This is a genomic window from Actinoallomurus rhizosphaericola, assembly GCF_024055675.1.
GTDB lineage: Bacteria > Actinomycetota > Actinomycetes > Streptosporangiales > Streptosporangiaceae > Actinoallomurus > Actinoallomurus soli.
This window is the reverse complement of sequence record NZ_JAMXMW010000007.1, coordinates 163,274-188,639: the sequence shown is the minus strand read 5'-3', so window position 1 is coordinate 188,639 and position 25,366 is coordinate 163,274. Positions and strand designations below refer to the sequence as shown.

General features: G+C 71.5%; 16 protein-coding genes. 11 read left to right on the top strand and 5 right to left on the bottom strand.

The window, feature by feature from the left end:
* The first annotated feature begins 29 nt into the window (after positions 1-29).
* Complete coding sequence (locus NE234_RS18155) at positions 30-1,556, top strand: sugar ABC transporter ATP-binding protein (RefSeq protein ID WP_252781496.1); 1,527 nt, start codon at positions 30-32, stop codon at positions 1,554-1,556.
* A gap of 8 nt (positions 1,557-1,564) precedes the next feature.
* Here NE234_RS18155 and NE234_RS18150 read toward each other — a convergent pair whose 3' ends face one another.
* Positions 1,565-4,027 (bottom strand): beta-L-arabinofuranosidase domain-containing protein, encoded by a 2,463-nt coding sequence (locus NE234_RS18150; RefSeq protein ID WP_252781495.1) that lies wholly within the window; start codon positions 4,025-4,027, stop codon positions 1,565-1,567.
* 58 nt (positions 4,028-4,085) lie between these two features.
* Complete coding sequence (locus NE234_RS18145) at positions 4,086-6,602, bottom strand: LamG-like jellyroll fold domain-containing protein (protein WP_252781494.1); 2,517 nt, start codon at positions 6,600-6,602, stop codon at positions 4,086-4,088.
* Positions 6,603-6,852: 250 nt separating this feature from the next.
* Here NE234_RS18145 and NE234_RS18140 point away from each other — a divergent pair, with 250 nt between their 5' ends.
* From NE234_RS18140 to NE234_RS18125, 4 genes are all read left to right on the top strand, one after another.
* Positions 6,853-7,935, top strand: coding sequence for an ABC transporter substrate-binding protein (locus tag NE234_RS18140; RefSeq protein WP_252781493.1), 1,083 nt, complete (start codon positions 6,853-6,855; stop codon positions 7,933-7,935).
* Positions 7,936-8,187: 252 nt separating this feature from the next.
* Complete coding sequence (locus NE234_RS18135) at positions 8,188-9,747, top strand: sugar ABC transporter ATP-binding protein (RefSeq protein ID WP_252781492.1); 1,560 nt, start codon at positions 8,188-8,190, stop codon at positions 9,745-9,747.
* Entirely contained in the window at positions 9,744-10,709 is a 966-nt protein-coding gene (locus NE234_RS18130) for an ABC transporter permease (protein ID WP_252781491.1), read from the top strand. Before NE234_RS18135 ends, NE234_RS18130 begins: the two co-directional genes overlap by 4 nt.
* Complete coding sequence (locus tag NE234_RS18125; RefSeq protein WP_252781490.1) at positions 10,706-11,716, top strand: ABC transporter permease; 1,011 nt, start codon at positions 10,706-10,708, stop codon at positions 11,714-11,716. Before NE234_RS18130 ends, NE234_RS18125 begins: the two co-directional genes overlap by 4 nt.
* A gap of 9 nt (positions 11,717-11,725) precedes the next feature.
* Here NE234_RS18125 and NE234_RS18120 read toward each other — a convergent pair whose 3' ends face one another.
* The 3 genes from NE234_RS18120 to NE234_RS18110 form a co-directional block, all read right to left on the bottom strand.
* The gene (locus NE234_RS18120; RefSeq protein WP_252781489.1) at positions 11,726-12,157 is read right to left on the bottom strand and encodes a hypothetical protein; all 432 of its coding nucleotides are present in this window, start codon (positions 12,155-12,157) and stop codon (positions 11,726-11,728) included.
* A 95-nt stretch (positions 12,158-12,252) separates the two neighbouring features.
* Positions 12,253-14,049 carry a cellulose binding domain-containing protein gene (locus tag NE234_RS18115; protein WP_252781488.1) on the bottom strand — a complete coding sequence of 599 codons (1,797 nt, stop codon included), beginning with the start codon at positions 14,047-14,049 and terminating at the stop codon, positions 12,253-12,255.
* Between the two features lie 169 nt (positions 14,050-14,218).
* Positions 14,219-17,683: a GH92 family glycosyl hydrolase gene (locus tag NE234_RS18110; protein ID WP_252781487.1), complete on the bottom strand. Its 3,465-nt coding sequence runs from the start codon at positions 17,681-17,683 to the stop codon at positions 14,219-14,221.
* A gap of 186 nt (positions 17,684-17,869) precedes the next feature.
* Here NE234_RS18110 and NE234_RS18105 point away from each other — a divergent pair, with 186 nt between their 5' ends.
* From NE234_RS18105 to NE234_RS18080, 6 genes are all read left to right on the top strand, one after another.
* A complete protein-coding gene (locus NE234_RS18105; RefSeq protein WP_252781486.1) occupies positions 17,870-19,006 on the top strand; it encodes a F420-dependent hydroxymycolic acid dehydrogenase in 1,137 nt (378 codons plus the stop codon).
* A gap of 120 nt (positions 19,007-19,126) precedes the next feature.
* Entirely contained in the window at positions 19,127-20,848 is a 1,722-nt protein-coding gene (gene boxC / locus NE234_RS18100; RefSeq protein WP_252781485.1) for a 2,3-epoxybenzoyl-CoA dihydrolase, read from the top strand.
* A 2-nt stretch (positions 20,849-20,850) separates the two neighbouring features.
* On the top strand, positions 20,851-22,269 hold the full coding sequence (gene boxB, locus NE234_RS18095) for a benzoyl-CoA 2,3-epoxidase subunit BoxB (RefSeq protein ID WP_252781484.1): 1,419 nt from the start codon (positions 20,851-20,853) through the stop codon (positions 22,267-22,269).
* A gap of 49 nt (positions 22,270-22,318) precedes the next feature.
* The gene (locus tag NE234_RS18090; protein ID WP_252781483.1) at positions 22,319-23,887 is read left to right on the top strand and encodes a benzoate-CoA ligase family protein; all 1,569 of its coding nucleotides are present in this window, start codon (positions 22,319-22,321) and stop codon (positions 23,885-23,887) included.
* Positions 23,888-23,984: 97 nt separating this feature from the next.
* Positions 23,985-24,845: an amidohydrolase family protein gene (locus NE234_RS18085; RefSeq protein WP_252781482.1), complete on the top strand. Its 861-nt coding sequence runs from the start codon at positions 23,985-23,987 to the stop codon at positions 24,843-24,845.
* A complete protein-coding gene (locus NE234_RS18080; RefSeq protein ID WP_252781481.1) occupies positions 24,845-25,366 on the top strand; it encodes a gamma carbonic anhydrase family protein in 522 nt (173 codons plus the stop codon). Before NE234_RS18085 ends, NE234_RS18080 begins: the two co-directional genes overlap by 1 nt.

Below are 25,366 nucleotides of genomic sequence, written 5' to 3'. Positions count from 1 at the left end.
TACACCGGCGCGTTACCGGGAGGTGCGTCGTGACCGACAGGGCCCTGGAGGCGGCCGGGATCCTCAAGGTGTTCCCCGGCACGGTCGCTATCGACCATGTCTCACTCACGCTGGCGCGCGGGGAGGTGCACGCGCTCACCGGCGAGAACGGCGTGGGCAAGTCCACGCTCGTCAAGATCCTCTCCGGGGTGTACCGGCCCGACGCCGGACGGCTCCGCCGCGACGGCGAGGTGGTCCGCTTCGGCAGCCCGCTGGACGCCCGCCGTGCCGGCGTCATGGCGGTCCACCAGGACAGCGCGCTCATCCCCTCGCTGAGCATCGCGCGCAACCTCTTCGCCGGTGCCGAGCCCAGGGGCAGGTTCGGCCTGATCGACCTCGCGCGGATGCACGACCGGGCCGCCGAGATCCTCGCCGCGTACGGGCTGCGGGTCGACGTGCGCCGGCCGCTGGCGACGCTCGACCCGGGGGCGCGCACGCTCGTGGCCCTGGCCCGAGCGGTGACGGCCGGCGCCGAGGTGCTCGTCCTCGACGAGCCGACCGCGGAGATGGAGCCGCCGCAGATCGAGGCGCTGTTCCGCGTCGTGACCGAGCAGCGCGAGCAGGGCCGGGCGGTGCTGTACGTCAGTCACCGGCTCGACGAGCTCTACCGCCTCGGCGACCGGCTGACCGTGCTGCGCGGCGGCCGGGTCGTGCACAGCGGGCCGTTCGCGGGCCTGGAGCGGCGCGCGCTCGTGTCCATCATGCTCGGGCGGCGGCTCCCGCGCGTGTCGCCCGCCCTGCCCGAGGCGGCCGCCGAGGCGCCGGCCGACCCGCCGTACCTCCGCGCCACCGGGCTCACGCGCCGGCACGCGCTGGCCGACGTGTCGCTGGAGCTCCGGGAGGGCGAGGTGCTGGGGCTGGGCGGCCTGCTGGGAGCGGGCCGTACGGAGACCGCGAAGGCGATCGCCGGGGCCCTGACGCTGGACGCCGGCCAGGTCACCGTGGCCGGCGCGCCGCTGCGGCGGCGCTCGATCGCCGGCGCGATCCGCGCGGGGGTGGGGCTCCTGCCGGAGAACCGCGCGGTCGAGGGGATCATCCCGTCGCTGTCGGTCCGCGACAACATCGCCCTGGCCGCGCTGCCGCGCCTGTCCCGCTTCGGGCTCGTCTCGGGCGCGCGGATCGACCGGGTCGTGGAGACCTTCATGCGCCGCCTGCGCATCAAGGCGACGTCGCCGCTGCAGAAGGTCGCCGAGCTGTCCAGCGGCAACCAGCAGAAGGTCCTGCTGGCCCGCTGGCTGGCGATGCAGCCGAAGGTCCTGCTGCTGGACGAGCCGACCCGCGGCATCGACGTGGGCGCCAAGGCCCAGCTGCGCGACCTGCTGGACGAACTGGCCGTCGCCGGCCTGGCCATCCTGCTGATCTCCTCCGACCTGGAGGAGCTGGTCTCCGGGTGCGACCGCGTCGTCGTGCTGCGCGACGGCGCGGTCGCGGCCGAGCTGACCGGCCTGGAGATCACCGAGGAGCGCATCATCACGGCCATGGCCTCCGCCGGCGGCGCACCGCCGGCGGACCGCTGACCGGCTCCTCAGCCCTCCTCCATCCGCCATTCGAGGATGCCGCCCGACACCCCGTCGCCGAGGCGGGCCTCCAGCCGGAACGCCGTAGCCCGTACCGGAGTGAACGTCGTGCGGTTGTACGTATCGCGCGCGGTGCCGTACGCCGACGGGTTCTCGACCGGCAGCCACGTGTCGCCGTCGCGGTACAGCAGCCGCCACGACACCGGGACGCGGCACTGCCCCTGGCCCGTGTCGTCGAACCAGTAGACGGCGGTGGCCGCGGCCGTGACGGGCTCGGGGTAGTCGTACTGGACCCACTCGACGCCGCCGCGGTGGTCCCACCAGGTGAACCGGGGGATCGACTGGTCGCCGGAGGCCGACGGCTCGATCCCGTCGCAGAGTGCCTCGGTCGTGTCCCCCTGCCACGTGTGGGAGGCGGTGGCGATCGGCACGAGCCGCCACTCCCGCGCGTCCGGGCCGTGGCCGATGGCCGGGAACGCGGTGAGGCGCAGCCGGGCGGCGCCCATCGGGATCAGCGTGACGGTCTCGGCGGGTTCGCCTGACCGGACCGGGCCGTCCTGCAGCGGCCGGACGACGTTCTCGTCGTCGGCCCGCCAGTTGGGGATCCGCCGGGCGCGGGCGCGGATCTCCAGCGACGTTCCCCGCCGGGTGAAGGGGTTGCCGCGCGCCGATCGCCGCAGAACGCGCAGCGACCCGCCGTCGAGGCCGTAGTTCCACGGTGAGCCGGCGGTGACCTCGTACTCCGGCCACGCCGTGGTGCCGGCGAACCGCCGCCACTGCTCCTCGATGGCGAGGGAGAAGGTGAGCGGGCCGTACTCCACCGAGACCGCGCCGTGGTTCTTCTCCCAGGTGCGGGTGGTGGCGCGCATGGGCAGGTGCAGCTCGACGCGGTCCCCGTGCCGCCAGGTACGGGTGACGGCGACGTAGCACGGCGGCGCCGCGCGCAGGGGGACGGGCGCGCCGTTCACGCGCAGCGCGGGGCTCGCGCACCAGCCGGGAACCCGCAGGTAGAGCGGGAACTCGACCGGCCGCGGCGTCGAGATCCGCAGCGTCACGGTCTCCTCGAACGGGTACCCGGTCTCCTCGGTCACGGTGACGTCGGTGCCCTCGGTCCCCACCTTCGCCGTCACCTCGGACGCGGCGTACATCGAGGCGCACAGCCCGGCGTCGTACGTCGCCAGCCACAGCTCCCCGGCGTAGTACGGCCAGCCCATGCCGTAGTTGTGCGGGCAGCAGCGGTAGTCGTGCACCCCGGGCTTGTACGCCTGCATCGCGAAGTCGTTGTCGAACTGGCCGTGGGTCTTGGCGACGTTGTCGAGCTGAATGGAGTTCGCGCTGGTGATGTAGTGGGTGCCGCGCTGCGCGGGGTCGAAGGCGGCGGGCAGCGAGTTGACCGCGATGTTCTCGCAGCGGTCGGCCCAGACCGGGTCCCCGGTGATCCGGGTCAGCAGCTCGAAGCTGTGCATGAGCTCGACGAACCCGCAGGTCTCCATGCCCTGCCGGGGGTCGGTGAAGTACGGGCGGCAGTTCTCGTCCCCGGCGAACCCGCCGCCGGGGAACTGCCCGTACGTGCCCATGATCACGTCGTGGTTCCGGTACGTCGCCGCGCGCAGCGCCGGGTCGCCGGCCAGCACGCCGTACTGCAGCGGCTCGCGGAAGCCCTGGGCGAGGTTCACGTTGTGCCACGTCGGCAGGCCGGTGACGTAGTCGGCGGAGCCGGCGTGGATCTTGTGGACGAGGTCGAGGAGCCGGTCGTCCCCGGTCCGGTTGTAGACCCAGTACACGCTGTCGATCGTGTCGCCCCAGCGGTACGCGCCCCAGCCGCGCCGGAACACCTCGGCGGGCTGCCGGCTCTGGAAGTCGAAGTAGCGCGTCAGGAACGGCGTGACGCGGTCGTCGCCGGTCGCCTCGGCGTACGAGCGGAGGGCGTCGAGGACGGGCATGTGCGGCCAGAAGTCCGGGCCGCTCTCGAGGGAGGTCCGCAGGGCGGCCGGGCCGAACCAGCCGTCGGGCTGCTGCGCGGCCAGGATGCCGTCCACCCAGCGGCGGGTCAGGGCCCGCACGCGCTCGTCGCCGGTCACGAGGCCGAGGTCGGTGAAGCCGCGCAGCCAGTACGGCAGTTCCTCCCAGCCGCCCTTCGCGGGATCGACCCACCCGTTCGTGTCATAGTCCAGGTAGTCCGACACCTCGGGCATGCGACCGTTCAGCCCTTCGACCTGCAGGTCGAGCTGCCGCCGCAGCCACCCCTTCGGCCGCACGCTTCCCGGCGGGAGCCTGAGGAAGGGCGCCGGACGCAGCGGCGCGCGGTTCGGCGTGTAGTGCCCGCCCGCCGAGGCGGCCTCCACCGCCGGCAGGACGCGCACGCGCGTCTGATCACGGGACTCCGCGCCGGCGGGCCGCGCGCCGACGCCGGCCGCCGCGACGCCTCCGGTGACGGCGAGGCCGCGGGTGAGGAACGCCCGTCGTTCCATCGACTCTCTCCTTCCCAACAGAAGGCGGGAGGGACCCGAGGGCCCCTCCCGCGTCGCGTCACTTGCCGGACTGGTAGAGCTTGGCGACGTCGTCGGCGGACAGGGCCCGGTCGAAGACGTGCACCTGGTCGAGAGCCCCGGGCCAGTAGTCGACGGGGTTGCCGCCGTACTTGCCGCGGCCGATCACCGTGTGCCCGGTGGAGCGGTCGCCGAGGCAGGCGGCCGCGGTCCCGGCCTTCTGCCCGTCGACGTACAGGGTCAGCGTGCCGGTGGCGGCGTCGCGGACCCCGACGAGGTGGTACCACCGGCCGGTCTCCGGGGCGGCCGGCGCGAGCGCCCGCACCCCGGCGAAGCTGAACGCGAACCGGTCGTCCTGGCCGGAGTACTGCAGGTAGAAGGCGCTGTTCGTGTCACCGTCCTGGCTGACGGCCGTGGCGAACCCGCCGCGCCGGTCGAGCTTCACCCAGGCGGACACGCTGTAGTTCCCGGTCGTGTCCAGGAGGGCCGCACCGGTGTCGGCGTACTGGTTGGAACCGTTGAACTGCAGCGCGGACCCGGAGTGCCCGGCCGTCCACGTCGGCCCGTTCACAAGCGTCGCGTCGTGGCCGCCGACCGCGTCCTTGGCGACCGTGCCGGACCCCTCGTCGAGCGGGTAGAAGCTGACGCCGTCGAGTCCGGGCGTGCCGGGCGGGAAGGTCGTCGCGTCGCCCTGGCCGACCGAGGAGGACGCCTTGATCAGGGCCTGGTTGGCGGCGCGGACCTGGTCCGCGCCGGGCTTGAGCACCTGGCGGTCGTAGGTGTAGATGCCGTTCAGCTCGTCCTCGACGTCGGTGATCTGGGTGTAGACCGACGCGGACACGCCGCACCGCTTCTCCACGTCGAGCAGGCGGTTCTGCAGCTCGGTGTAGCGCCGGGTCAGCGTGGCCGAGTCGGGCTCCATCTCGTACGCGAAGCCGTTGGCGGGGTCCCACATGTGACCGTCGACCTTGAGGCCGAGCCCGCCGTACTCCCCGTCGACCGCGGCCCGTGCGCCCTGCTGGACCGGTGCGCCGGGACCGACGTAGGTGTGGTCGTCGTAGATGTCGCCCGAGGTGATGTTCGGGATCGACTCACAGCAGTTGGTGCCGCTGTCGATGTCCACGAGGCGGCTGGGGTCCCAGCCCTTGACCTGCGCGGCGATCCGGTCCGGCTCGTACTCGCCCCAGCCCTCGTTGAACGGCACCCACACGACGATGGACGGGTGGCTGCGGTGCTGGTCGACGAGGTTGCGCAGCTCGGTCTCGAACTGCGTCTTGACCGCCGCGGACGGCGAGTGGCCGGCGTACGTCGCGGGCATGTCCTGCCAGACGAGGAGCCCGAGCTTGTCCGCCCAGTAGTACCAGCGGTCGGGTTCGACCTTGACGTGCTTGCGGACCATGTTGAAGCCGAGGCGCTTGTGCGCCTCCAGGTCGAACTTCAGGGCGTCGTCGGTCGGCGCGGTGTAGATGCCGTCCGGCCAGAAGCCCTGGTCGAGCGTGCCGACCTGCATGACGAACTTGCCGTTCAGCAGCATCCGGACCTTGCCGTCGGGGCCCTTGCCGAGGCTGATCGAGCGCATCCCGAAGTAGGAGCCGACCTTGTCGACCACCTTGTGGCCGTCCCGGACCTTGACCTTCAGCGTGTACAGGTACGGGTCGTCGGGCGTCCACAGGTGCGGCTTGCTGATCGGGATGCTCAGCTCGGAGCCGGCCGCGCCGAGAGCCCGGCCCACCTTGTGGTTCCCGGCGTACGCGGTCGCCTCGACGGTCGCTCCCGAGTCCCCGGCGACGTGCGCGGTGAGCCGCAGTGTCTTGTCGGCCAGGTCCGGCGTGGCGTCCAGGCGGGACACGTACGACGCGGCGACCGGCTCCATCCAGACGGTCTGCCAGATCCCGGAGGACGGGGTGTAGAAGATGCCGTCGCCCGGCGAGCGCTGCTTGCCGAGCGCCTGGGTGCCGATGTCGGTCGGGTCGTCGACGCCGACCACCAGCTCCTGCGGGCCCTTGCCCCGGACGGCGCCGGTGACGTCGGCGGAGAAGCCGTCGTAGCCGCCCGTGTGCGTGGCGACCTGCGTGCCGTTCACGTAGACGGTGGCGTGGTAGTCGACGGCCTGGAAGTGCAGGAGCAGCCGGTCGCCGTGCCAGGACTTCGGCACGGTGAACGTCCGGCGGTACCACATGTGGTCGACGTGGCGCTTGATCCCGGACAGCGCCGACTCGACCGGGTACGGGACGAGGATCCGCTCACCCAGGGTCTTGCCGGTCGGCGGTGCCTCGCCGGCGGTCGCCTGGGCGAACTCCCATTCGCCGTTGAGGTTCTGCCACTGGGACCGCGTCAGCTGGGGCCGGGGGTAGTCGGGGAGGGCGTTGGTCGGCGAGACCTTGTCGGTCCACGGGGTGGTCAGGGGCGGGGTCTGGGCCTTCCAGGCCGCGGGGGCGGGCGCGGAGGCGCGGGCCGAGGCGGGCGCGACGAGGGCGGCCAGGAGCGCGACCGCGAGGCCGACGACGACCGCCGGGCCGCGGGGCCTGGCGAGGCTGGATGATCGGAGGGTGGGCACGGCAGACTCCCATCTGTTGGATCAGGGTGATGGGCGGAGGGGCGCAGCGCGGCACGCGGCTGCGCCGGAACGGACGGAGGCCAGGAGGGCGCTGGGACGGCCGGTACCGGTGAGGACAGCATGAATGGCTCTGATCGATCCTGCAAGATTTAGACCGAAAAATCCGACCGTTGCTGATCGCTATTGACAGAACTCGATCGGGGGTGCGTCAATTACCGGCATCTCGCCTCCGCCTGGGGAAGGACCAGCCATGACCGTCCCTCTGTACCGCCCCCGCGTGGTCACGCTCACCACCACGATCGTCGCGCTGACCGCCCTGGTCGCCGCCGGCTGCGCCAAGTCCGAGAAGGACCAGCAGACCGGGGGCGGGGGCGCCCAGGCCGGGCAGGTGGTGCAGACCCCGACGGGCTCCGCGCCCTCCTGCACGATCGACAAGTTCGGGGCGGCGAAGTTCGACCCGAAGAGCTCGGTCATCGGGTTCTCCCAGTCCGAGAAGGAGGCCAACCCCTTCCGCATCGCCGAGACGGCCTCGATCAAGGCGGAGGCGAAGCAGGAGGGGATCGCGAACCTGCGGACGACCAACGGCCAGTCCCAGTTCAGCAAGCAGATCAGCGACGTCCAGCAGCTCATCGCCCAGGGGGCGAAGGCGCTCGTCATCGCGCCGCTGAACTCCGACGGCTGGGAGCCGGTGCTGCAGCAGGCCTCCGCCAAGCACATCCCGATCATCACCATCGACCGGAAGATCAACGCGACCGCCTGCAAGGACTACGTGACCTTCATCGGGTCCGACTTCTACGAGCAGGGCAGGCGCGCCGCCGACCAGATGATCAAGGCCCTGGGCGGCAAGGGCAAGGTCGCGATCCTCCTCGGCGCGTCCGGCAACAACGTGACCACCGAGCGCACCAGCGGCTTCAAGGACGAGATCGCCAAGAAGGCGCCCGGCATCCAGATCACCTTCGAGCAGACCGGCGACTTCGCCCGCGAGAAGGGCCAGCAGGTCACCGAGCAGATGATCCAGAGCCACCCCGACGTCAACGCGATCTACGCGGAGAACGACGAGATGGCGCTCGGCGCGGTCACCGCTCTCAAGGGCGCCGGCAAGAAGGCCGGTGACATCAAGATCGTTTCGGTGGACGGCACCCGCAACGCCGTCTCGCAGATCGTCAGCGGCTGGATCTACGCCGTCGTGGAGTCCAACCCCCGCTTCGGCCCGCTGGCGTTCCAGACGCTGAGCAAGTTCCTGAACGGCGAGCCGATCCCCGACAAGGTCATCATCTCCGACCGGGAGTACGACTCCTCCAACGCCAAGCAGTCGGTCGCGTCCGCGTACTGATCGAGCGCCCGCGTACTGATCGATGCTCAGACACGACTGGGGGTGCCCATGACCGAGCGAAGCGAGGGAATCAGTAAGCACAGCACCTTGGTCATGAGGCCGAGGAAGGAGGCCTCATGACCGAGCGAAGCGAGGGAATCAGTAAGCACAGCACCTTGGTCATGAGGCCGACGAAGGAGGCCTCGTGACCGAGCGAAGCGAGGGAATCAGTAAGCACAGCACCTTGGTCATGAGGCCGACGAAGGAGGCCTCATGACCGATCCCGTCCCCGAGCGGCCGAACGCCGGTGACCCGCCGCTGCTGGAGGCCCGCGACATCGTCAAGCGCTTCACCGGCGTGCTCGCCCTCGACCGGGTGACCCTCAGCCTGCGTCCCGGCGAGGTCCACGCGCTGGTCGGCGAGAACGGCGCGGGCAAGTCCACCCTCATCAAGGTGATCACCGGTGTGCACCGGCCGGACGAGGGCGAGGTGCGCCTCGCCGGCCGGGTCGCCGGGTTCACCGGCCCGCTGGACGCGCAGCGCGCCGGCGTCCAGGCGGTGCACCAGGAGATCGGGCTGGTCCCCGACCTCAGCGTGGCCCGCAACCTGCTCCTGGGCCGCGAGCCGCGCCGCGCCCTCGGCCTCATCGACACCCGCCGCATGCACCAGACGGCCGCCCGGACGCTCGAGTCGTACGGCGTGCGGGTGGACGTCCGGCTGCCGCTGCGCTCCCTCGGCGTGGGCGCCCAGCAGATGGTCGCGCTCGCCCGCGCCGTCTCGGTGGACGCCCGCGTCGTCATCATGGACGAGCCGACGTCCTCCCTCGAACCCCGCGAGGTCGAGACGCTGTTCGGCGTCATCGAGCGGCTGCGCGGGCAGGGGATCGCGGTGATCTACGTCAGCCACCGCCTCGACGAGCTGTACCGGATCTGCGACGGCGTCACGGTGCTGCGCGACGGCCGCGTCGTCCACCAGGGCGCCCTCGCGGACCTGGACCGGCTTCGCCTCGTCTCGCTGATGCTCGGCCGCGACGTCGCTGAGGTCCGCTCCGAGGGCGTCACGCGGTTCTCCGGAGCGCACGAGGCGTCCGGAGAGCCGGTCCTGGACGCGCGCGGGCTGACCAGCCGGCACCTGCTCGACGACGTGTCCCTGACCATCCGGCCCCGCGAGGTGGTCGGGCTGGGCGGCCTGCTCGGCGCGGGCCGTACCGAGACGGCGAAGGCCATCGCCGGCGTTCTCCCGCTCGACGCGGGCGGGGTCACCGTGGCCGGGCTCCCGGTCCGGCGGGGCTCGGCCACGGCCGCCGTACGGGCCGGGATCGCGCTGCTGCCCGAAGACCGGAAGGCGGAGGGCATCGTGCCGACCCTCTCGGTCCGCGACAACATCGCCCTCGCCGCCCTCCCGCGCCTGGCCCGCGCTGGCGTCGTCTCGGACGCCCGCATCGACCGGATCGTCGAGACCTTCATGAAGCGACTCCGGATCAAGGCGACCGGCCCGCACCAGCCGGTCGCCGAGCTGTCCGGCGGCAACCAGCAGAAGGTCCTGCTGGCCCGCTGGCTGGCCACCGAGCCGAAGGTCCTGCTGCTGGACGAGCCGACGCGGGGCATCGACGTCGGCGCGAAGGCGGAGGTCCAGGCGCTCGTCGACGAACTCGCCGAGGCGGGCCTCGCCGTCCTGCTGATCTCCTCGGACCTGGAGGAGCTGGTCGAGGGCTCGGACCGCGTCGTGGTCTTGCGCAACGGCGCCGTCGTCGGTGAGCTGACCGGGGACGAACTGACCGAGGAGGGCGTGATGACCACGATCGCCGCGCACACGCGGGAGAACGTCGGATGAGCGACACCGCCGTCGCGGTGCCCCGGCCGGCCGGCGCGCGAACGCTGGCCTGGCTGCAGAACTACGGGGTGTACGCGGCGATCGCCGCGCTCATCGTCGTGAACATCGCGATCACCCCGCACTTCATCAGCACGGAGAATCTCCGCACCCAGCTCGTCCAGGTCGCGCCGGTCGTCATCGTCTCCCTCGGCATGGCGCTGGTGATCGGCACCGAGGGCGTGGACCTGTCCGTCGGCTCGGTGATGGCGCTGGCCACCGCGCTCATCCCGCTCTACCTCGGGTACGGCGTCGGCGCGGCGATCCTCGTCGCCCTGGTCGGCGGCGTCGCGGTCGGCCTGGTGAACGGCTCGCTCGTGGCGTTCGTCAACGTCCAGCCGATCGTCGCGACCCTCTGCCTGTTCGTCGGCGGCCGGGGGCTCGCCCTCGTCATCGCCGGCGGTCAGCTCAAGGACGTGCACGACACGACCCTCCTGGACCTCGGATCGTCGAGCCTCGTCGGTGTCCCGCTGCCCGTGGTCGTCGCGGCCGTGCTGACCGTGCTGGTGGCAGGCGTCGTCCGCAGGACGACCTTCGGCCGGCAGCTCGTCGCGATCGGCGGCAACCGTACGGCGAGCGTCCTGTCCGGGCTGCCGGTCCGGCGCGTCCTCCTGCTGGTCTACGTCCTGTCCGGCCTGCTCGCCGCGGTCGCGGGCGTGCTCGCCACCGCCCGCCTGCAGGCCAGCGACCCGTCGTCGCTCGGCCTGCTGATGGAGCTGTCGGCGATCACCGCGGTCGTGGTCGGCGGCACGCCGCTCACCGGCGGCCGGGTGCGGGTCCTGGGCACCGTCGCGGGCGCGCTGCTGATCCAGCTCGTACGGGCGACGCTGATCAAGCACAACCTGCCCGACTCGGTCGCCCAGATGGTGCAGGCAGTGATCATCCTGGCCGCCGTGTACGCGGCGAGGGGAGGGACCGGACGATGACCACCGAGCAAGCGACGGCCGACACGCCCGTCACCCAGGACGCCTACGCGCCGAGCCGGCGCGACCGCGCCTTCGGCCTGATCCAGCGCCACGGCGCGACCGCGGTGCTCGTCCTCCTGCTCATCGTCGGCTCGCTCTCCTTCAGCCGCTTCCCGACCGGAGAGAACCTCGGCGACATCGCCATCACCTCGTCGTTCCCCGCGATGGTGGCGCTCGGCATGACGTTCGTCATCATCACCGGCGGCATCGACCTGTCGGTCGGGTCGGTCTTCGCCCTCGGCGGCGTCCTGGCCGCGTACGCCGTGCGGTGGGGGACGGTGGCCGGGCTCCTCGTGCCGCTGGCGGTCTGCGGCGCGGTCGGGCTGGTGCAGGGCCTGCTGATCGCCCGGGTCCGGCTGGCGCCGTTCATCGTCACCCTGGCCGGCCTGCTCGGCGCGCGCGGCCTGCTGCTGTCGATCTCGCACGAGGGCGCGACGACGTACCTCATCCCGCACGGCACGGTCCTCGCCCGGCTCGGCCAGGGACACCTGTTCGGCCTGGGCTATCCCGTCTACCTGACGCTCGTCCTGTTCGTCATCGGCGGCGTGGTGCTGCAGCGGACCGGCTTCGGGCAGGCGGTGTACGCCATCGGCGGCGCGGAGGACGCCGCCGCGCTCATGGGCGTCCCGGTCGCCCGTACGAAGATCATCGTGTACGTGCTGTCCGGCATGCTGGCCGGGCTGTCCGGCGCGCTGAACGCCGCACGCCTGTCGTCGGGCGTGACCATCCTCGGCACCGGCATGGAGCTCGACGTCATCGCCGCGGTCGTCATCGGCGGCACACTGCTGACCGGCGGCGCCGGCTCGGTGAGCGGCACGATCGCGGGCGTCCTCCTCCTCGGCGTGATCCAGAACCTCATCAACCAGATCGGCGACCTGTCCTCCTCCTACCAGCAGGTCGTCAGCGGTGCGTTCCTCGCCGTCGTGGTGGTCGCCCAGACCTACCTCAGCCGCGCCCGCCGGCTGTGACCCGTGCGGTCATCCACGCTGAGCCGCGCGTACCTCCAGGCGCAGGGCACGCAGCTCGGCGGCGGGACGGTCCAGGCCGTGCGCGACGGCGTGCGGATCGGATCGGCGCCGGCGCAGCGTGCTGTTGAAGGCCAGGTCGAGGGAGCCGTGGAGCATGTACACGTGGTGCCGGATCAGGCCGAGGGCACGGACCCGGTAGCCGTCCAGCTCCGCGATCCCGATCGGCTGCTCGAGCAGTTGCGCCAACTCCACGTACGTGTAGGCGGTGCGGGTGGCGCCCCGCGCGAAGGCGGCGGGAACGTCGGCCGGCCCGCCGGCGCAGACGCGCACGACCCGGTCCGCGGCCGCCTGCTCCTCGACGGCGCGGTCGAGGACGGCGATCAGCCGGGCCAGCTCTTCGGAGTAGGCCGTCTCCGTGGACCGGGGCGAGGATAAGGACATCGCGAACCTCCGCGGGGGACGACGTCTTCGACGACGACCGTCGCCCCCTTCACTGTCGCGCGGCGCGCCTTGCCGCGCAAGGACGATCCGCCCGGTCAGGTGACGTCGCAGGGGGATCCGTTGAGGGTGAAGGCCGCCGGCGTGGCCGTGTCGCCGGTGTGGTCGGCCTGGAAGCCGATGGTGGTGGACGCCCCGGGCGCCAGCGAGCCGTTGTAGGAGGCGTTCGTCGCGGTCACCTGGTCTCCGGAGGAGCTGAAGGTCGCGTTCCAGCCCGAGACCAGCGTCTGCCCGGCCGGAAGGGTGAACTTCAGCGACCAGCCGTCGATGGGCGTCGTTCCGGAGTTGGTGATGGTGACGTTCTCGGTCAGCCCGGTGTTCCAGGCGTTGACCGTGGCGCCGACCTTGCAGCCGCCCGCCGGAGGCGTCGGGGTCGGTGTGGGCGTCGGCGTGGGTGTGGGCGATGACGTGCCGGTGCCGCTGATCTGGTAGGTGACGAGGGACCGTGCCGGTACGGTCGCCGTGAACGCGCCCCCGCTCAGGGCGATCGCGCTCTGTGGGGCGAGGCTGTTGCTCCCGTTGGTCAGGTAGGGGGTCACGGTCCCGCTCGACAGGCCGGCGTTGCTCACCGTGTACGTGGCCGACGAGCTGCTCGTGCCGGTGTTGAGGACGACGACGGCGACGGTGCCGTCGGTGTTCTTGTAGGCGGAGACCTTCAGATTGCCGTCGCCGGTGGTGGCCGAGATGCGCGTCGCGCCGGGCCGGATGAACCGGCTGTAGCCGGCCAGCGCGTAGTACCGCTTGGACGGCGTCAGCGTCGAGCCGGTCAGCCCGATCAGGGAGCTGTCGTGGCTCGTCGAGCTGACGCCCCACCAGTACAGGAACGCGTTGAGGTTCGCCTGGGTCAGGCCGGTGTGGATCTGCTGCGCCCAGGTGAGCCCGGAGGCTTGGCTGCCGTCGTCCCACGCGGTGTTCCAGGTGTTCCCGTTGATCGACCACTCGGACTCCCAGAGCGGCCGGCCGCCGGTGTCGATCGTGGACGTCGGCGCGCCGGAGTAGCCGTGGCTGGTGAACAGCCCGACGCCCGCGTTCGCGGTCGCGTTGCCCTGCACCGCGCTGACGTAGCCGGGGAGGTTGTTGAAGCCGAGGGCGTCACAGCACGCGACCTTGGTGGACAGTCCAGAGGCCTTCATCGTGGGACCGAGGACGGACAGGAAGCTCGCGGCCTGCGTGGGATTCACCAGCATGCTGGAGTAGCTGGTGCTGAGGGTCGGCTCGTTCACGAAGCCGACCGCGGACGGGGTGAGGCCGGCCGAGGCCAAGAACTTCGCGTGCTGGACCAGGTAGTTCGCGTAGGCCTGCCGCCAGTCCCCGGAGCCGCACGAGGCGCCCGGGGTGCCGCACAGCGAGCCGCCGTTCGAGTCGCTGCCGTTCGTCTTCATGAACCCCGGTGCGCTCCAGGCGTCGTTGTAGAAGTTCGTGACGCCGTAGCCCTTCGCCTGCTTGGCCAGCCACACCTGCCCCTGGTCCTGGGCGTCGTCGTTGCCGTTCCAGACGTATGTCGGGGTGGCCGAGGGGCTGGACGGAGCCTTCGGCTCGATGGAGTCGCTGCCCGAGGGGATGATGCTGCGCAGGATGCTGAACCCGGCGCCCTTGGTCGTGCTGAACAGCAGGTCCAGCGCCTGCTGCCGTGTCGCGCTCGCGGCGTTGCGGATGGAGTTGGCCTGGCCGAACGCCTCCGAGACGCCGAACCCGTCGATCTTCTGGTACGTCGTGCCGCCGTTGATCGCCACGGTCGACGCGGCGTTGGCCGGCAGGTGACTCATCGCGACGATCGAACCGAGGCCGAGGGCCGCGGCGGCCATCAGCCGGATATGGCGTGCGGATCGCGACATAGGGCCCTCCACGACGGCTTGTTCGAGATACCGAACATCGTTCGATGGTGCGCATCGCGAAACTAAGCCGGGTCGCGGAACCGGGCAACAGGGCTTTCACCGATTTTCAGGCCGCCCGCCGCTTCCCCCCAGGAACCGGGGAAGCGGCGGGCGAGCTCTCAGCGGTGCGTCAGTCCTGCTTCTGCGTCAGCACCTGAATGGACGCGTCGCTCGCGTAGAGGTCGACCGGGCCGACGTCCGCCGTACGGATCTGGAAGTGGGTGTCCGCCGCCGACGGGACCGCGCCCTGGACGGTGACCGTCTGCGGCGTGCCGGTGAGTTGCACCGTCTGACTGGTCAGGTCCTGCTGCCCGTTCCAGAAGTCCAGGTACACCGTTCCCTTGCCTTCGAGGGTGACGGAGGCCTGGTAGCTCTGGCCCGCGGGCAGCGGGGACGCCGGATCGACCCAGATCCAGGTGTTGGGCGCGGCGTTCGTCTCGGTCCAGTGCACCGCGCTCTTCCCCCCGGGTGTGGTGGCGGAGCCGACGGTTCCGGGCACCGAGCCGACGCCGTTCTGCACCGGTCCCTGCCAGGACAGCTCGCCGGTGGACGCGCTGCCGAGCAGGTTGGGCCCGGTCGGGGTGAGAATGATCGGCTTGCGTCCCGGCGGGAACGTCAGCGGTCCGGCCGGGTAGGACGGCGGTGCGTCGGCGGCCGCGGCCCCCCACGACGTGTCGGCGCTGGAGGTGAGCTGGAACGCCAGCTCGGTGGTCCGCCGGCCCGACGGGGCGTCGGCCCCGGTGAGCAGCGACGCGGACAGCCAGGCCGGCGCCCAGGACTTCCCGTCGACGGACACGCCGTGCACGTAGGTGGTCGTCGAGGCACCCGGCGCGGTCAGCTTCAGCCGGTGCCCTCCGAGCAGGTCGAACTCGGCCCGGGAGAAGATCGGCGCGCCCAGCGCGAGTACCGGCGTGCCCGGGGTCGCCGGGTACATGCCGAGGCTGGACCAGACGAACCAGGAGCTCATGGAGCCGAGGTCGTCGTTGCCGGGCTCCCCGCCGGGGGCGTCCGAGTAGACCGTCGTGAGCAGGCGGTGGACGATCTCCTCGCTCTTGTACGGCGCGCCGGCGTAGCCGTAGATCCAGGGGGTGAGGAAGGCGGGCTCGTTGCCGGCCCACTCGTACGGCAGGTTGGGGCCGGCGTTGAGCTGCTGGAAGTAGGTGTCCAGGCGCTGGATCGCCGCTTCGTCGCCGCCCATCGCGGTGATCAGGCCGTGGATGTTCTGCGGGATCGCCCAGGTGTACTGGGCGGCGTTGCCCTCCTGGAAGCCGGACTGCCCGAAGTTGCCCATCCCGTCCGTGGTCGGGTCGAACTTGGGGAACTGGCCGTCGCCGTCACGCGGCTGGATGTAGCCGGTGGCGGTGTTGAAGATGTTCGTCCAGTTCTGCGACCGCTGCAGGAACGTCTTGTAGGTCGAGTCCTGCCCGAGCGCCTTGGCGAGCTGGGCGATGCCGAAGTCCGCGGTGGCGTACTCGATGGTCTCCGAGGCCCCGTTGTTCTCGGGGGACAGGGAGCTCTTCGTCGTGTTCGGGACGTACCCGAGCGACTGGTACGAGGAGAGCTGGGGCCGCTCGACGTACCAGCCCTGGCCCATCTCGGCGGGCGAGGACGGCACCTGGGTGGCGCCCTTGACCATGGCGGCCAGCGCGGCCTTGGCGTCGAAGTGCCGGGCGCCCATGGCGTACGCCTCGGCGATCATCGCGTCGGCGGCGTCACCGTTCATGACGTCGGTGTAGTCGTTGGCGAATCCCCACTTGGGCAGCCAGCCGCCCTGCGCCTGGTCGTTGAGCAGCGAGGTCATCATCTGGCTCGTCTGCTCGGGCGCGACCACGGCGAGGAGGGGGATCTCGGAGCGGTAGATGTCCCAGCCCGAGAAGTTCGCGTACTGCACCGTGCCGTGGGCGGTCCGGTGGACCTTGTCGTCGAAGCCGAGGTAGTCGCCGTCGGCGTCGGAGAAGACGCTCGGTTCGAGCATGGTGTGGTACAGCGCGGTGTAGAACTCCTTGCGCTGGGCCGCGGTGCCGCCGCCGACGCGGATGCGGGAGAGCAGGTCGTTCCACTGCCGGTATGTGCGCTTGGCGACCGCGGAGACGTTCCAGCCGGGGTTCTCGGCGGCCAGGTTGGCGGCGGCGTCCTTCTCGCTCACGTACGACAGCGCGACCTTCATCGTCACCTGCTGCCGCTTCGTGGTGTCGAAGCCGACCCAGGCGCCGGACTGCAGTCCCTCGGTGCCCGCGACCTGGGTGCGCGACTGCGCGCCCTTCGCCTCGACTCCGCGCGGGGCCACCGGTGTCCTGGTGTTTCCGGCCGGCCTGCCGTCGGGTCCGGCGGGCACACGCGGCATAGCGGTGCCGTGCGCGCTCATCTTCGTGCTGCCGGGCGTCTTGACGACGGCCTCCCGGCGGATCGACGCGGCCGAGGCCAGCAGGTCGACCGGGCCGGCGCCCGCCGTACGCACCTGGAAGACCGGCCTGCCGATGGACCCGGTCGGGATCGCGGCGTCGACCGTCAGGGTCACCGGGGTGGAGGTGAGGTTCACGGCCTTCCCGCCGACGTCCTGGCGGCCGTTGTAGAAGTTGAGGTAGACGTTCCCGCTGCCCTGCAGCGTGACGCTGGCCTGGTAGGTGTCGCCCTGGGTCAGCGCCGGGGGAGTGGTCTCGATCCAGGTGTTGGCCAGTGCGTTGCTCTGCTTCCAGGCGACCGCGCTGCCCCCGTCGGGCGTCTGCGCGGGCGTGATGCTCGCCGTCGTTCCGCCGCTCGCCACCTCGTGGTAGCTCCAGGACAGGTCGCCGGTGGGCTGGGTGAAGACGTTGTCCCCGGTGGGCGCGGTGTGCCAGGTGCCGTACGAGGAGAACGGCCGGCTGAACTTGGCGACGAAGTGCACCGGATACGTGCCCGGCGTTCCGCAGAACTGCCCGGCCGTCTCCGTGCCCGTCACCGTGTCGTCGCCCACCACCTGAACGCTCGCCGACTGGTTGCCGGACTGCGCGGCGCCCATCTTGAACAGCACGTTCGCCGCGGTGGTCCGGGGATAGGCGAACCGGGCGATGCCGGTACGGGTCGTGGCCGCCAGGTCGGCGTGCACCGCCGTGGGCGTGCCCGGGTTGAGCCCGACCGAGTAGGAGCCCGGTGCGGCGTGCTCGTCGCCGTGCTGGAACGCCGCCGTGGTGTTCGCCGGGTCGTCCTCCAGGGCGCCCACGGTCGGCAGGATCGGGAAGTCGCCGAAGGCGCCGCAGCCCGGGCCGGACATGTGGGTGAGGCTGAAGCCGGTGGTGGAGGAGTCGTCGTAGTTGTAGCCCCCGCCGTCGGGCCGGGAGGGGGTGTCGGGGCTGAAGGACACCATGCCGAACGGCGCCGTCGCGCCCGGATACGTGTCCACCTGCCCGACCGTGGCGCCTCCGGAGCCCGTGCCGATCAGGGGATCGACCAGGGACGCGGGATCGCTCACGAGCGCGTCTCCGGCGGCGTTCCCCGGCGGGGAGAGGGGCAGGGCCCCGGCCGCCGCGCCGCTGCCGGCCGTGAGCGTCCCGGCGGCCGCGATGACGACCGCGAGTGCCCGCAACCGGCGTCGTGAGGGGTCATGATGAGAGGGCATAAGGGGGGTTACCTCTCCCTAATGACAACGTTGTCTGTCCAGGAGGGTTGTACGCCATTGATCGTCGTCTTACAAGACCTGAGCCGGTGGCCACCCGGCCCGATGGCCTCCTGGAGCCGGACGACTTCCCGTTTTATGGGTATTTGCCGGGATGAGAGCTATTTGTCGTTAGGCGCGGGGGATCTGATGAGGGGCGGACAGGAGTACGGCCGGTGGCCGGGGGACGAGCCGAACGATGGCCTGTCGAGGCGGCGGTTCTCGATGCTCGGAGCGGCGGCGCTGTGCGCCGCCGGCGTGCGGCGCGCCGCAGGGGCGGCGCCGCCGGCGCCGGGCGGGCGGACGGCGGCCCCGGTCGGGATCGCGCTCGCGCATGAGCAGTTCCGGACGCCGGACATCGTGCGGTTCGCCGAGCTGGCGGACCGGGCCGGGTTCGGTCACGTCTGGACGAGCGACCACTTCCAGCCGTGGCAGGACAACGAAGGCCACGCGATGTTCCCCTGGCTGACGCTGGCGCTGATCGGCGAGCGTACGTCGCACTTGACGTACGGCACCGGCGTCACCTGCCCGCTCTACCGGCACCACCCGTCCGAAGTGGCGCAGGCATTCGCCTCGCTCGGGGTGCTGTATCCCGGCCGGGTCTTCCTGGGCGTCGGCACCGGTGAGTCGCTCAACGAACTCGCCGCGACCGGGCGCTTCGGCCGGTACCCCGAACGGCACGATCGGCTGATCGAGGCCATCCGGCTCATCCGCCGGCTCTGGACGGGTGAGCGGGTGACGTTCGACGGGACCTACTACCGGACCGACCAGGCGAAGCTGTACGACGTGCCGGACCGGCCGGTGCCGATCTACGTCGCGGCCAGCGGGCCGAAGAGCGCCTACCTGGCGGGGCGTTACGGCGACGGCTGGATCGGCGGTGTCAAAGACCTGGGCGACCGCCGGCTGCGCGAGGAGTTCGCCCGTGGGGCACGGGCCGCGGGGCGGGACCCCGACGGCATGCCGAAGATCGCCGAGACGTGGGTCGTGGTGGGCGGCCGGGCGGAGACGAACGAGGCCGCGCGGAAGTGGCGGTTCACCGTCCACGGCTTCGGCGACCTGTTGTACCAGCCGAATCCGGTGACGATCCAGCGCCTGGCCGAACAGCGCTGGCCGCTGGAGAAGGTGTACTCCGCGTGGCCGCGAGGCACGGATCCGCAGGTGCACATCACGGCGCTGCAGCGGCTCCTGAACGAGGGCGTCACGCCGTTCATCCATTCCGGCCAGACGGACCAGCGACATGTGATCGACTTCTACGGCCGCGAGGTCCTGCCCCACCTGCGCCGCTGAGCGCGTCCGGAGCGGACGGGCCGGCGAGGGGATGCTCCATGGCGAATGCTCTACGAAGGCTTGACGGGCATCGATGCCTCTGTAGAGTATTTTCATCCGGATCGACGGGAGGATTCCCTGATGAGCGTGGCCGGCGAGCCCACCGTCCAGCCGAACGCGGCGGCCGAGGAGCCCACCCGGCCGCGAAGAGTCGACTTCCGTACCGACCCGTCGCGGTACCGACATTGGCGACTGAGCTGCGAGGGGCCCGTCGCCACTCTCACGATGGACGTGGACGAGCAGGGCGGCCTGGTCCCCGGATACGAGCTGAAGCTCAACTCCTACGACCTGGGCGTGGACATCGAGCTGTACGACGCGGTCCAGCGGCTCCGCTTCGAGCACCCCGAGGTCCGTACGGTCGTCGTCACCGGGGGCAAGGAGAAGGTGTTCTGCGCGGGCGCCAACATCCGCATGCTCGCCGCCTCCTCGCACTCCTGGAAGGTGAACTTCTGCAAGTTCACCAACGAGACCCGCAACGGCATCGAGGACGCGAGCGCCAACTCCGGGCAGACCTACCTCGCCGCGCTGAACGGCACGGCCTCCGGCGGCGGCTACGAGCTGGCCCTGGCCTGCGACCACATCATGCTGGTCGACGACCGCTCCTCGGCGGTGTCGCTGCCCGAGCTGCCGCTGCTCGGCGTGCTGCCCGGCACGGGCGGGCTCACCCGGGTCGTCGACAAGCGGCACGTACGGCGTGACCTGGCCGACTACTTCTCCACCAAGACGGAGGGGCTCGGCGGCAGGAAGGCCGTGCAGTGGCGGCTGGTGGACGAGGCCGTGCCGCGCACCGCGTGGGACCGTACGGTCGCCGAGCGCGCCGCGGCCCTCGCGACGCGTTCGGACCGGCCCGCCGGCGGGCGGGGCGTCGAGCTGACCCCCCTGGCCAAGACGCGTACCGATGACCGCGTCGGCTACCGGTACGTCGACGCCGTCCTCGATCGGGAGCGCGGCGTCGTGGAGATCACCGTCCTCGGCCCGGACGGCGACGCTCCGGCCGACGCCGCCGGCGTGCACGCCCAGGGCGCGGACTTCTGGACCCTCGCGCTCACCCGCGAGCTCGACGACCTGATCCTGGACCTGCGCACCAACGAGACCGAGCTGGGCACCTGGGTGTTCCGCGCGAAGGGCGACGCGGCCCGGGTGCTGGCGTACGACGCGCTGCTGCTGGAGCACTCCGGAGACTGGCTGGTCCGCGAGATCGTCCTGTACCTGAAGCGCACGCTGAAGCGCCTCGACGTCACGAGCCGCAGCCTCATTGCGCTCATCGAGCCCGGCAGCTGCTTCGCCGGCTCCCTGCTGGAGCTCGCGCTGGCCGCCGACCGGTCCTTCCAGCTCCTGGGCGTGTTCGAGGACGTCGATCCCGACGCCGAGCCGGCCGCGATCACCGTCGGCCCGATGAACGTGGGCCCGCTGCCGATGGGCAACGGCCTCAGCCGCCTGGCCACCCGCTTCCACGGTGACGCCGAGGGGCTGGCCGCCGCCGAGGCCGCGGAGGGTAAGGCGCTGCGGGCCGAGGACGCCGAGCGGCTCGGCCTGGTCACCTTCACCCCCGACGACATCGACTGGGACGAGGAGGTCCGCATCGCGGTCGAGGAGCGGGCCGGGTTCAGCCCGGACGCGCTCACCGGCCTGGAGGCGAACTACCGCTTCGCCGGTCCCGAGACCATGGAGACCAAGATCTTCGGCCGGCTGTCCGCCTGGCAGAACTGGATCTTCAATCGCCCCAACGCCTCCGGGCCGGACGGCGCGCTGCGCAGGTTCGGCACCGGACGGCGCGCCCACTTCGACCAGAAGCGAGTCTGACGATGACGACGACCGCCGACTACGGCGAGAAGATCCCCAACAACGTCGACCTGCGGGAGGACCGGCGCCTGCAGCGGGCCCTGGAGTCCTGGCAGCCGAACTTCCTGTCCTGGTGGGAGTCGATGGGGCCGACCCTGCCCACCGAGGACGTCTACCTGCGCACCGCGATCAACGTCGGCCGCGAGGGCTGGGCGCACTTCGGCCACGTCGCGATGCGCGACTACCGCTGGGGCATCTTCCTGGCCGAGCCGCGCCAGGACCGGCGCATCGCGTTCGGCGAGCACAAGGGCGAGCCGGTCTGGCAGAAGGTGCCGGGGGAGTACCGCGCGGAGCTGCAGCGCCTCATCGTCATCCAGGGCGACACCGAGCCCGCCTCGGTCGAGCAGCAGCGCAACCTCGGCGCGACCGCCCCGAGCCTGTACGACCTGCGCAACCTGTTCCAGGTCAACGTCGAGGAGGGCCGCCACCTGTGGGCGATGGTGTACCTCCTGCACGCCTACTTCGGCCGGGAGGGCCGCGAGGAGGCCGAGGAGCTGCTGCACCGCAACTCCGGCAGCGAGGACGCCCCGCGCATCCTGGGGGCGTTCAACGAGGAGACGCCGGACTGGCTGTCGTTCTTCATGTTCACCTACTTCACCGACCGGGACGGCAAGTACCAGCTCGGCACGCTGAAGGAGAGCGGGTTCGACCCGCTGTCGCGGACGTGTGAGTTCATGCTGAAGGAGGAGGCCCACCACATGTTCGTGGGCACCACCGGCATCGACCGGGTGGTGCGGCGGACCGTGGAGCTGATGCTGGAGCACGACACCGACGACGTCGTCGGGCACGGCGGCATCCCGCTGCGCGTGATCCAGAAGTACCTCAACTTCCACTACTCGGTGTCGCTGGACCTGTTCGGCTCCGAGACCTCCACCAACGTCGCGAATTACTTCACCGCCGGGATCAAGGGCCGCTGGTCGGAGGAGCGCCGCAGGGACGACCACCGGCTCACCGACGACTCGATCATGGTCGACGCGGTCGTCGACGGCCGGATCGGGCAGACCGAGGTCGCGGCGCTGGTCGGCCTCAACACCGACCTGCGGCGCGAGTACATCGCCGACTGCCAGAGCGGCGTCAACCGGTGGAACCGCATCCTGGAGGAGGCCGGCCTGCCACAGCGGCTCCGCCTGCCGAGCGTCGCCTTCAACCGGCAGGTCGGCGCGTTCGCCGGAATCCAGGCCACCCCCGACGGCGAGGTCGTCTCCCAGGAGGAGTGGGACCGGCGCAAGGGCGAGTGGCTGCCCACCGACCTCGACAAGACCTACGTCCGGTCGCTGATGCGCCCGGTGTACGAGCGTGGCAAGATCGCCGCTTGGATCGCCCCGCCCCGCCAGGGCATCAACGGCAAGCCCTTCGACTACGACTACGTCCACCTCGTCTGAAGCCCGACCACGACCAGGTCCACCTCGCCTGAAAGCCGGACGGCCGCCCATGAGCGAACCCTTCAACGCCTCCATCTACCTGCTCGACCGCCACCTCGAGCGAGGGGACGGTGACCGCCTGGCGCTGACCGGCGCGGGCGGGGACCTCACCTACGCTCAGCTGCACGACCGCGTCCGGCGCACCGCCGCCGGGCTGCGCGCGATCGGGCTGCTGCCCGAGCAGCGGGTGCTGATGTTCATGACCGACTCGCCGGACTTCGTCACGGTGTTCCTCGCGGCCCTGCGGATCGGCGCCATCCCGGTGCCGGTGTCGACGATGCTGCACGCCGACGGGCTGGCCGAGCTGCTGCGCGACTCGCGGGCACGGCTGCTGGCGGTGACGCCGGAGTTCACCGAGGTCGCCGCCGAGGCCGCCGCCGCGGCGCCCGAACTGGCCGGCGTCCTCGCCGCGGACGGCGCCGCGATGACCGTCCCGCTGCCGGTGTACGCGCTCGCGGACCTGACCGCCGCCGAACCGGACGGCGCGCCCCCCGCGACCACGGCCGACTCCCCGGCGTTCTGGCTCTACACGTCGGGCACCACCGGCACGCCCAAGGCCGCGATGCACCGCCACGGCTCGGTCCGCGTCGTGTGCGAGACGTACGGCGCCCAGGTCCTCGGCATCCGCCCCGGCGACCGGTGCCTGTCGGCGGCCAAGGCGTTCTTCGCGTACGGCCTGGGCAACTCGCTGCTGTTCCCTCTCTGGGCGGGCGCCGCCGCGATCCTGGAACCCGCGCCGTCCCGGCCGGACCTGCTCGCCGAACGCGCCCGCACGTACGGCGCGACGCTGTTCTTCGCCGGGCCGACGTTCTTCGCCAACATGCTCCGCGCGGATCTGCCTCCCACGGCGCTCGGGGGAGTACGGCTGTCGGCGTCGGCCGGCGAGCCGTTGCCCGCCGCGCTCTACCACCGGTGGACCGGGCACTTCGGCGTCGACATCCTCGACGGCATCGGCATGACCGAGATGCTGCACATCTTCCTGTCCAACGCCGAGGGCTCCGTACGGCCCGGCACGACCGGCCGCGCGGTGCCCGGCTACGAGCTGCGCATCCTCGACGAGGACGGGCGCGAGGTCGCCCCCGGAACGCCCGGCACCCTGTACGTCCGGGGCGAGTCGGCCGCGACCGGCTACTGGTCCCGGTACGCCGCGTCCCGCCAGGTGTTCCAGGGGGAGTGGCTGTGCACCGGCGACACGTACGTGCGGGACGCCGACGGCTACTACGTCTGCCAGGGCCGTACGAGCGACATGCTGAAGGCCAGTGGCATGTGGGTGTCGCCGGCCGAGGTGGAGACCCGGCTGCTGGCGCACCCGGCGGTCGCGCAGGCCGTCGTCGTGGCCGGCATCGACACCGACGGACTGGAGAAGCCGGTCGCCTACGTCGTCACGGCGGCCGAGGTGACGGAGGCGGAGCTCGTGGAGTTCTGCCGGGCGGGGCTGCCGTCGTTCAAGCGGCCGCGCCGGGTGCTGTTCGTCGAGACCCTGCCGACCACCCCGACCGGCAAGATACGGAGGGTGGAGCTGCGGGCGCACGCCGCCGGTGTGCTGTCCGGCCCGCAGCAGGAGGCCGCGTTGTCATGACTCACAACGCCGCCGGGTTCACCGGGCGTACGGCGATCCGCCAGGATGGAAGGGTGCCCGCAGAACCCATCGACTCCGCCGCCTGCGAGGCGGTCTGATGCTCGACGGCATGCCCCTGGTCGACGTCCACCTGCACGCCGCCCGGCTGCCCACGCTCAAGCCCGCGTGGCGGCAGTGGGCGCACGACTTCGGCGACCGGGAGGTCCTCGACCGGGTCTACGACGCCTCCGGCACCGTCGACCCCGCCCGGTTCGACGCGTACCTGGCAGACGAGGGCGTGGACGTCGCGCTCGTGCTCGCCGAGTACAGCCCGAAGGCGACCGGGTACCAGCCGGTCGAGGACATGCTGCCGCTCACCGCGTACCACCCGGCGCGGATCAAGCTGATCGCCAACATCAACCCGCACCTGCACTACCCGATCGACGAGGAGCTGCAGCGCCAGCTCGACCTCGGCGCGGTCGCCTGCAAGCTGCATCCGGTGCACGCGGGCGTCGCGGCCAACGACCGGGCCCTGTACCCCGCGTACGAGGTGTGCCAGGCGGCCGGGATCCCGCTGGTCGTGCACTGCGGGACCAGCACGTTCCCCGGCTCGAGCAACCGCTTCGCCGACCCTGTCCTGCTCGACGACGTGCTGCGCGACTTCCGGCGGCTGAACGTCGCGCTCGCGCACGGCGGCCGGGGCTGGTGGTACGACGCGGCCGCCTTCATGGCCCTGTCCAACGAGCGGGTGTGGATCGAGCTGTCCGGGCTGCCCCCGTCCCGCCTGCGCGACTACTACGCCAAGCACAACTGGAACCGCCTCACCCGGCGCATGATCTTCGGCACGGACTGGCCGGGAGTGCCGGGGATCGCCAGGAACGCGCGCGCGATCGCCGCGCTCTGCCCCGACGAGGAGACCGCCGCGCTCGTGCTGGCCGGCAACGCCGCCCGCGTCTACAACCTGAAGCCGGAGACCTGATGGCGATCTACGCCCTCGGCGAGCTGACCCCCGACATCCACCCGGACGCGTTCGTGCACCCGGACGCGACCGTGATCGGCGCGGTGACGATCGGGCCGGGCGCCTCGGTCTGGCCCGCCGCGGTGCTGCGCGGCGACTACGGGCGCATCGAGGTGGGGGCGGCCACCTCCATCCAGGACGGCACCGTGCTGCACACCACCGAGGAGTGGCCGACGCTCATCGGCGACCGCTGCGTCGTCGGCCACAACGCCCACCTGGAGGGCTGCACGGTCGGCGACGACTGCCTCATCGGATCCGGGTCGACCGTCCTGAACCGCGCCGTCATCGAGCCGGGCGCCGCGGTGGGTGCCGCCGCCCTGGTCACCGAGGACTCCCGGATCTCCGCCGGGCACATCGCGGTGGGCGTCCCGGCCAGGGAACGGCCCGCGCCGGGAGAACTCACCAAGTGGATCGCCGAGGCCGTCGCCCTCTACCAGGAGAACGCGGCACGCTACCGTACGAGCCTGCGCCGGATCGGGTGA

Coding starts and splice junctions, on each gene's coding strand:
- NE234_RS18150 (WP_252781495.1), bottom strand. CDS start 4,027: ATGGAACGACGGGCGTTCCTCACCCGCGGCCTCGCCGTCACCGGAGGC.
- NE234_RS18140 (WP_252781493.1), top strand. CDS start 6,853: ATGACCGTCCCTCTGTACCGCCCCCGCGTGGTCACGCTCACCACCACG.
- NE234_RS18135 (WP_252781492.1), top strand. CDS start 8,188: ATGACCGATCCCGTCCCCGAGCGGCCGAACGCCGGTGACCCGCCGCTG.
- NE234_RS18130 (WP_252781491.1), top strand. CDS start 9,744: ATGAGCGACACCGCCGTCGCGGTGCCCCGGCCGGCCGGCGCGCGAACG.
- NE234_RS18125 (WP_252781490.1), top strand. CDS start 10,706: ATGACCACCGAGCAAGCGACGGCCGACACGCCCGTCACCCAGGACGCC.
- NE234_RS18120 (WP_252781489.1), bottom strand. CDS start 12,157: ATGTCCTTATCCTCGCCCCGGTCCACGGAGACGGCCTACTCCGAAGAG.
- NE234_RS18115 (WP_252781488.1), bottom strand. CDS start 14,049: ATGTCGCGATCCGCACGCCATATCCGGCTGATGGCCGCCGCGGCCCTC.
- NE234_RS18110 (WP_252781487.1), bottom strand. CDS start 17,683: ATGCCCTCTCATCATGACCCCTCACGACGCCGGTTGCGGGCACTCGCG.
- NE234_RS18105 (WP_252781486.1), top strand. CDS start 17,870: ATGAGGGGCGGACAGGAGTACGGCCGGTGGCCGGGGGACGAGCCGAAC.
- boxC (WP_252781485.1), top strand. CDS start 19,127: ATGAGCGTGGCCGGCGAGCCCACCGTCCAGCCGAACGCGGCGGCCGAG.
- boxB (WP_252781484.1), top strand. CDS start 20,851: ATGACGACGACCGCCGACTACGGCGAGAAGATCCCCAACAACGTCGAC.
- NE234_RS18090 (WP_252781483.1), top strand. CDS start 22,319: ATGAGCGAACCCTTCAACGCCTCCATCTACCTGCTCGACCGCCACCTC.
- NE234_RS18085 (WP_252781482.1), top strand. CDS start 23,985: ATGCTCGACGGCATGCCCCTGGTCGACGTCCACCTGCACGCCGCCCGG.
- NE234_RS18080 (WP_252781481.1), top strand. CDS start 24,845: ATGGCGATCTACGCCCTCGGCGAGCTGACCCCCGACATCCACCCGGAC.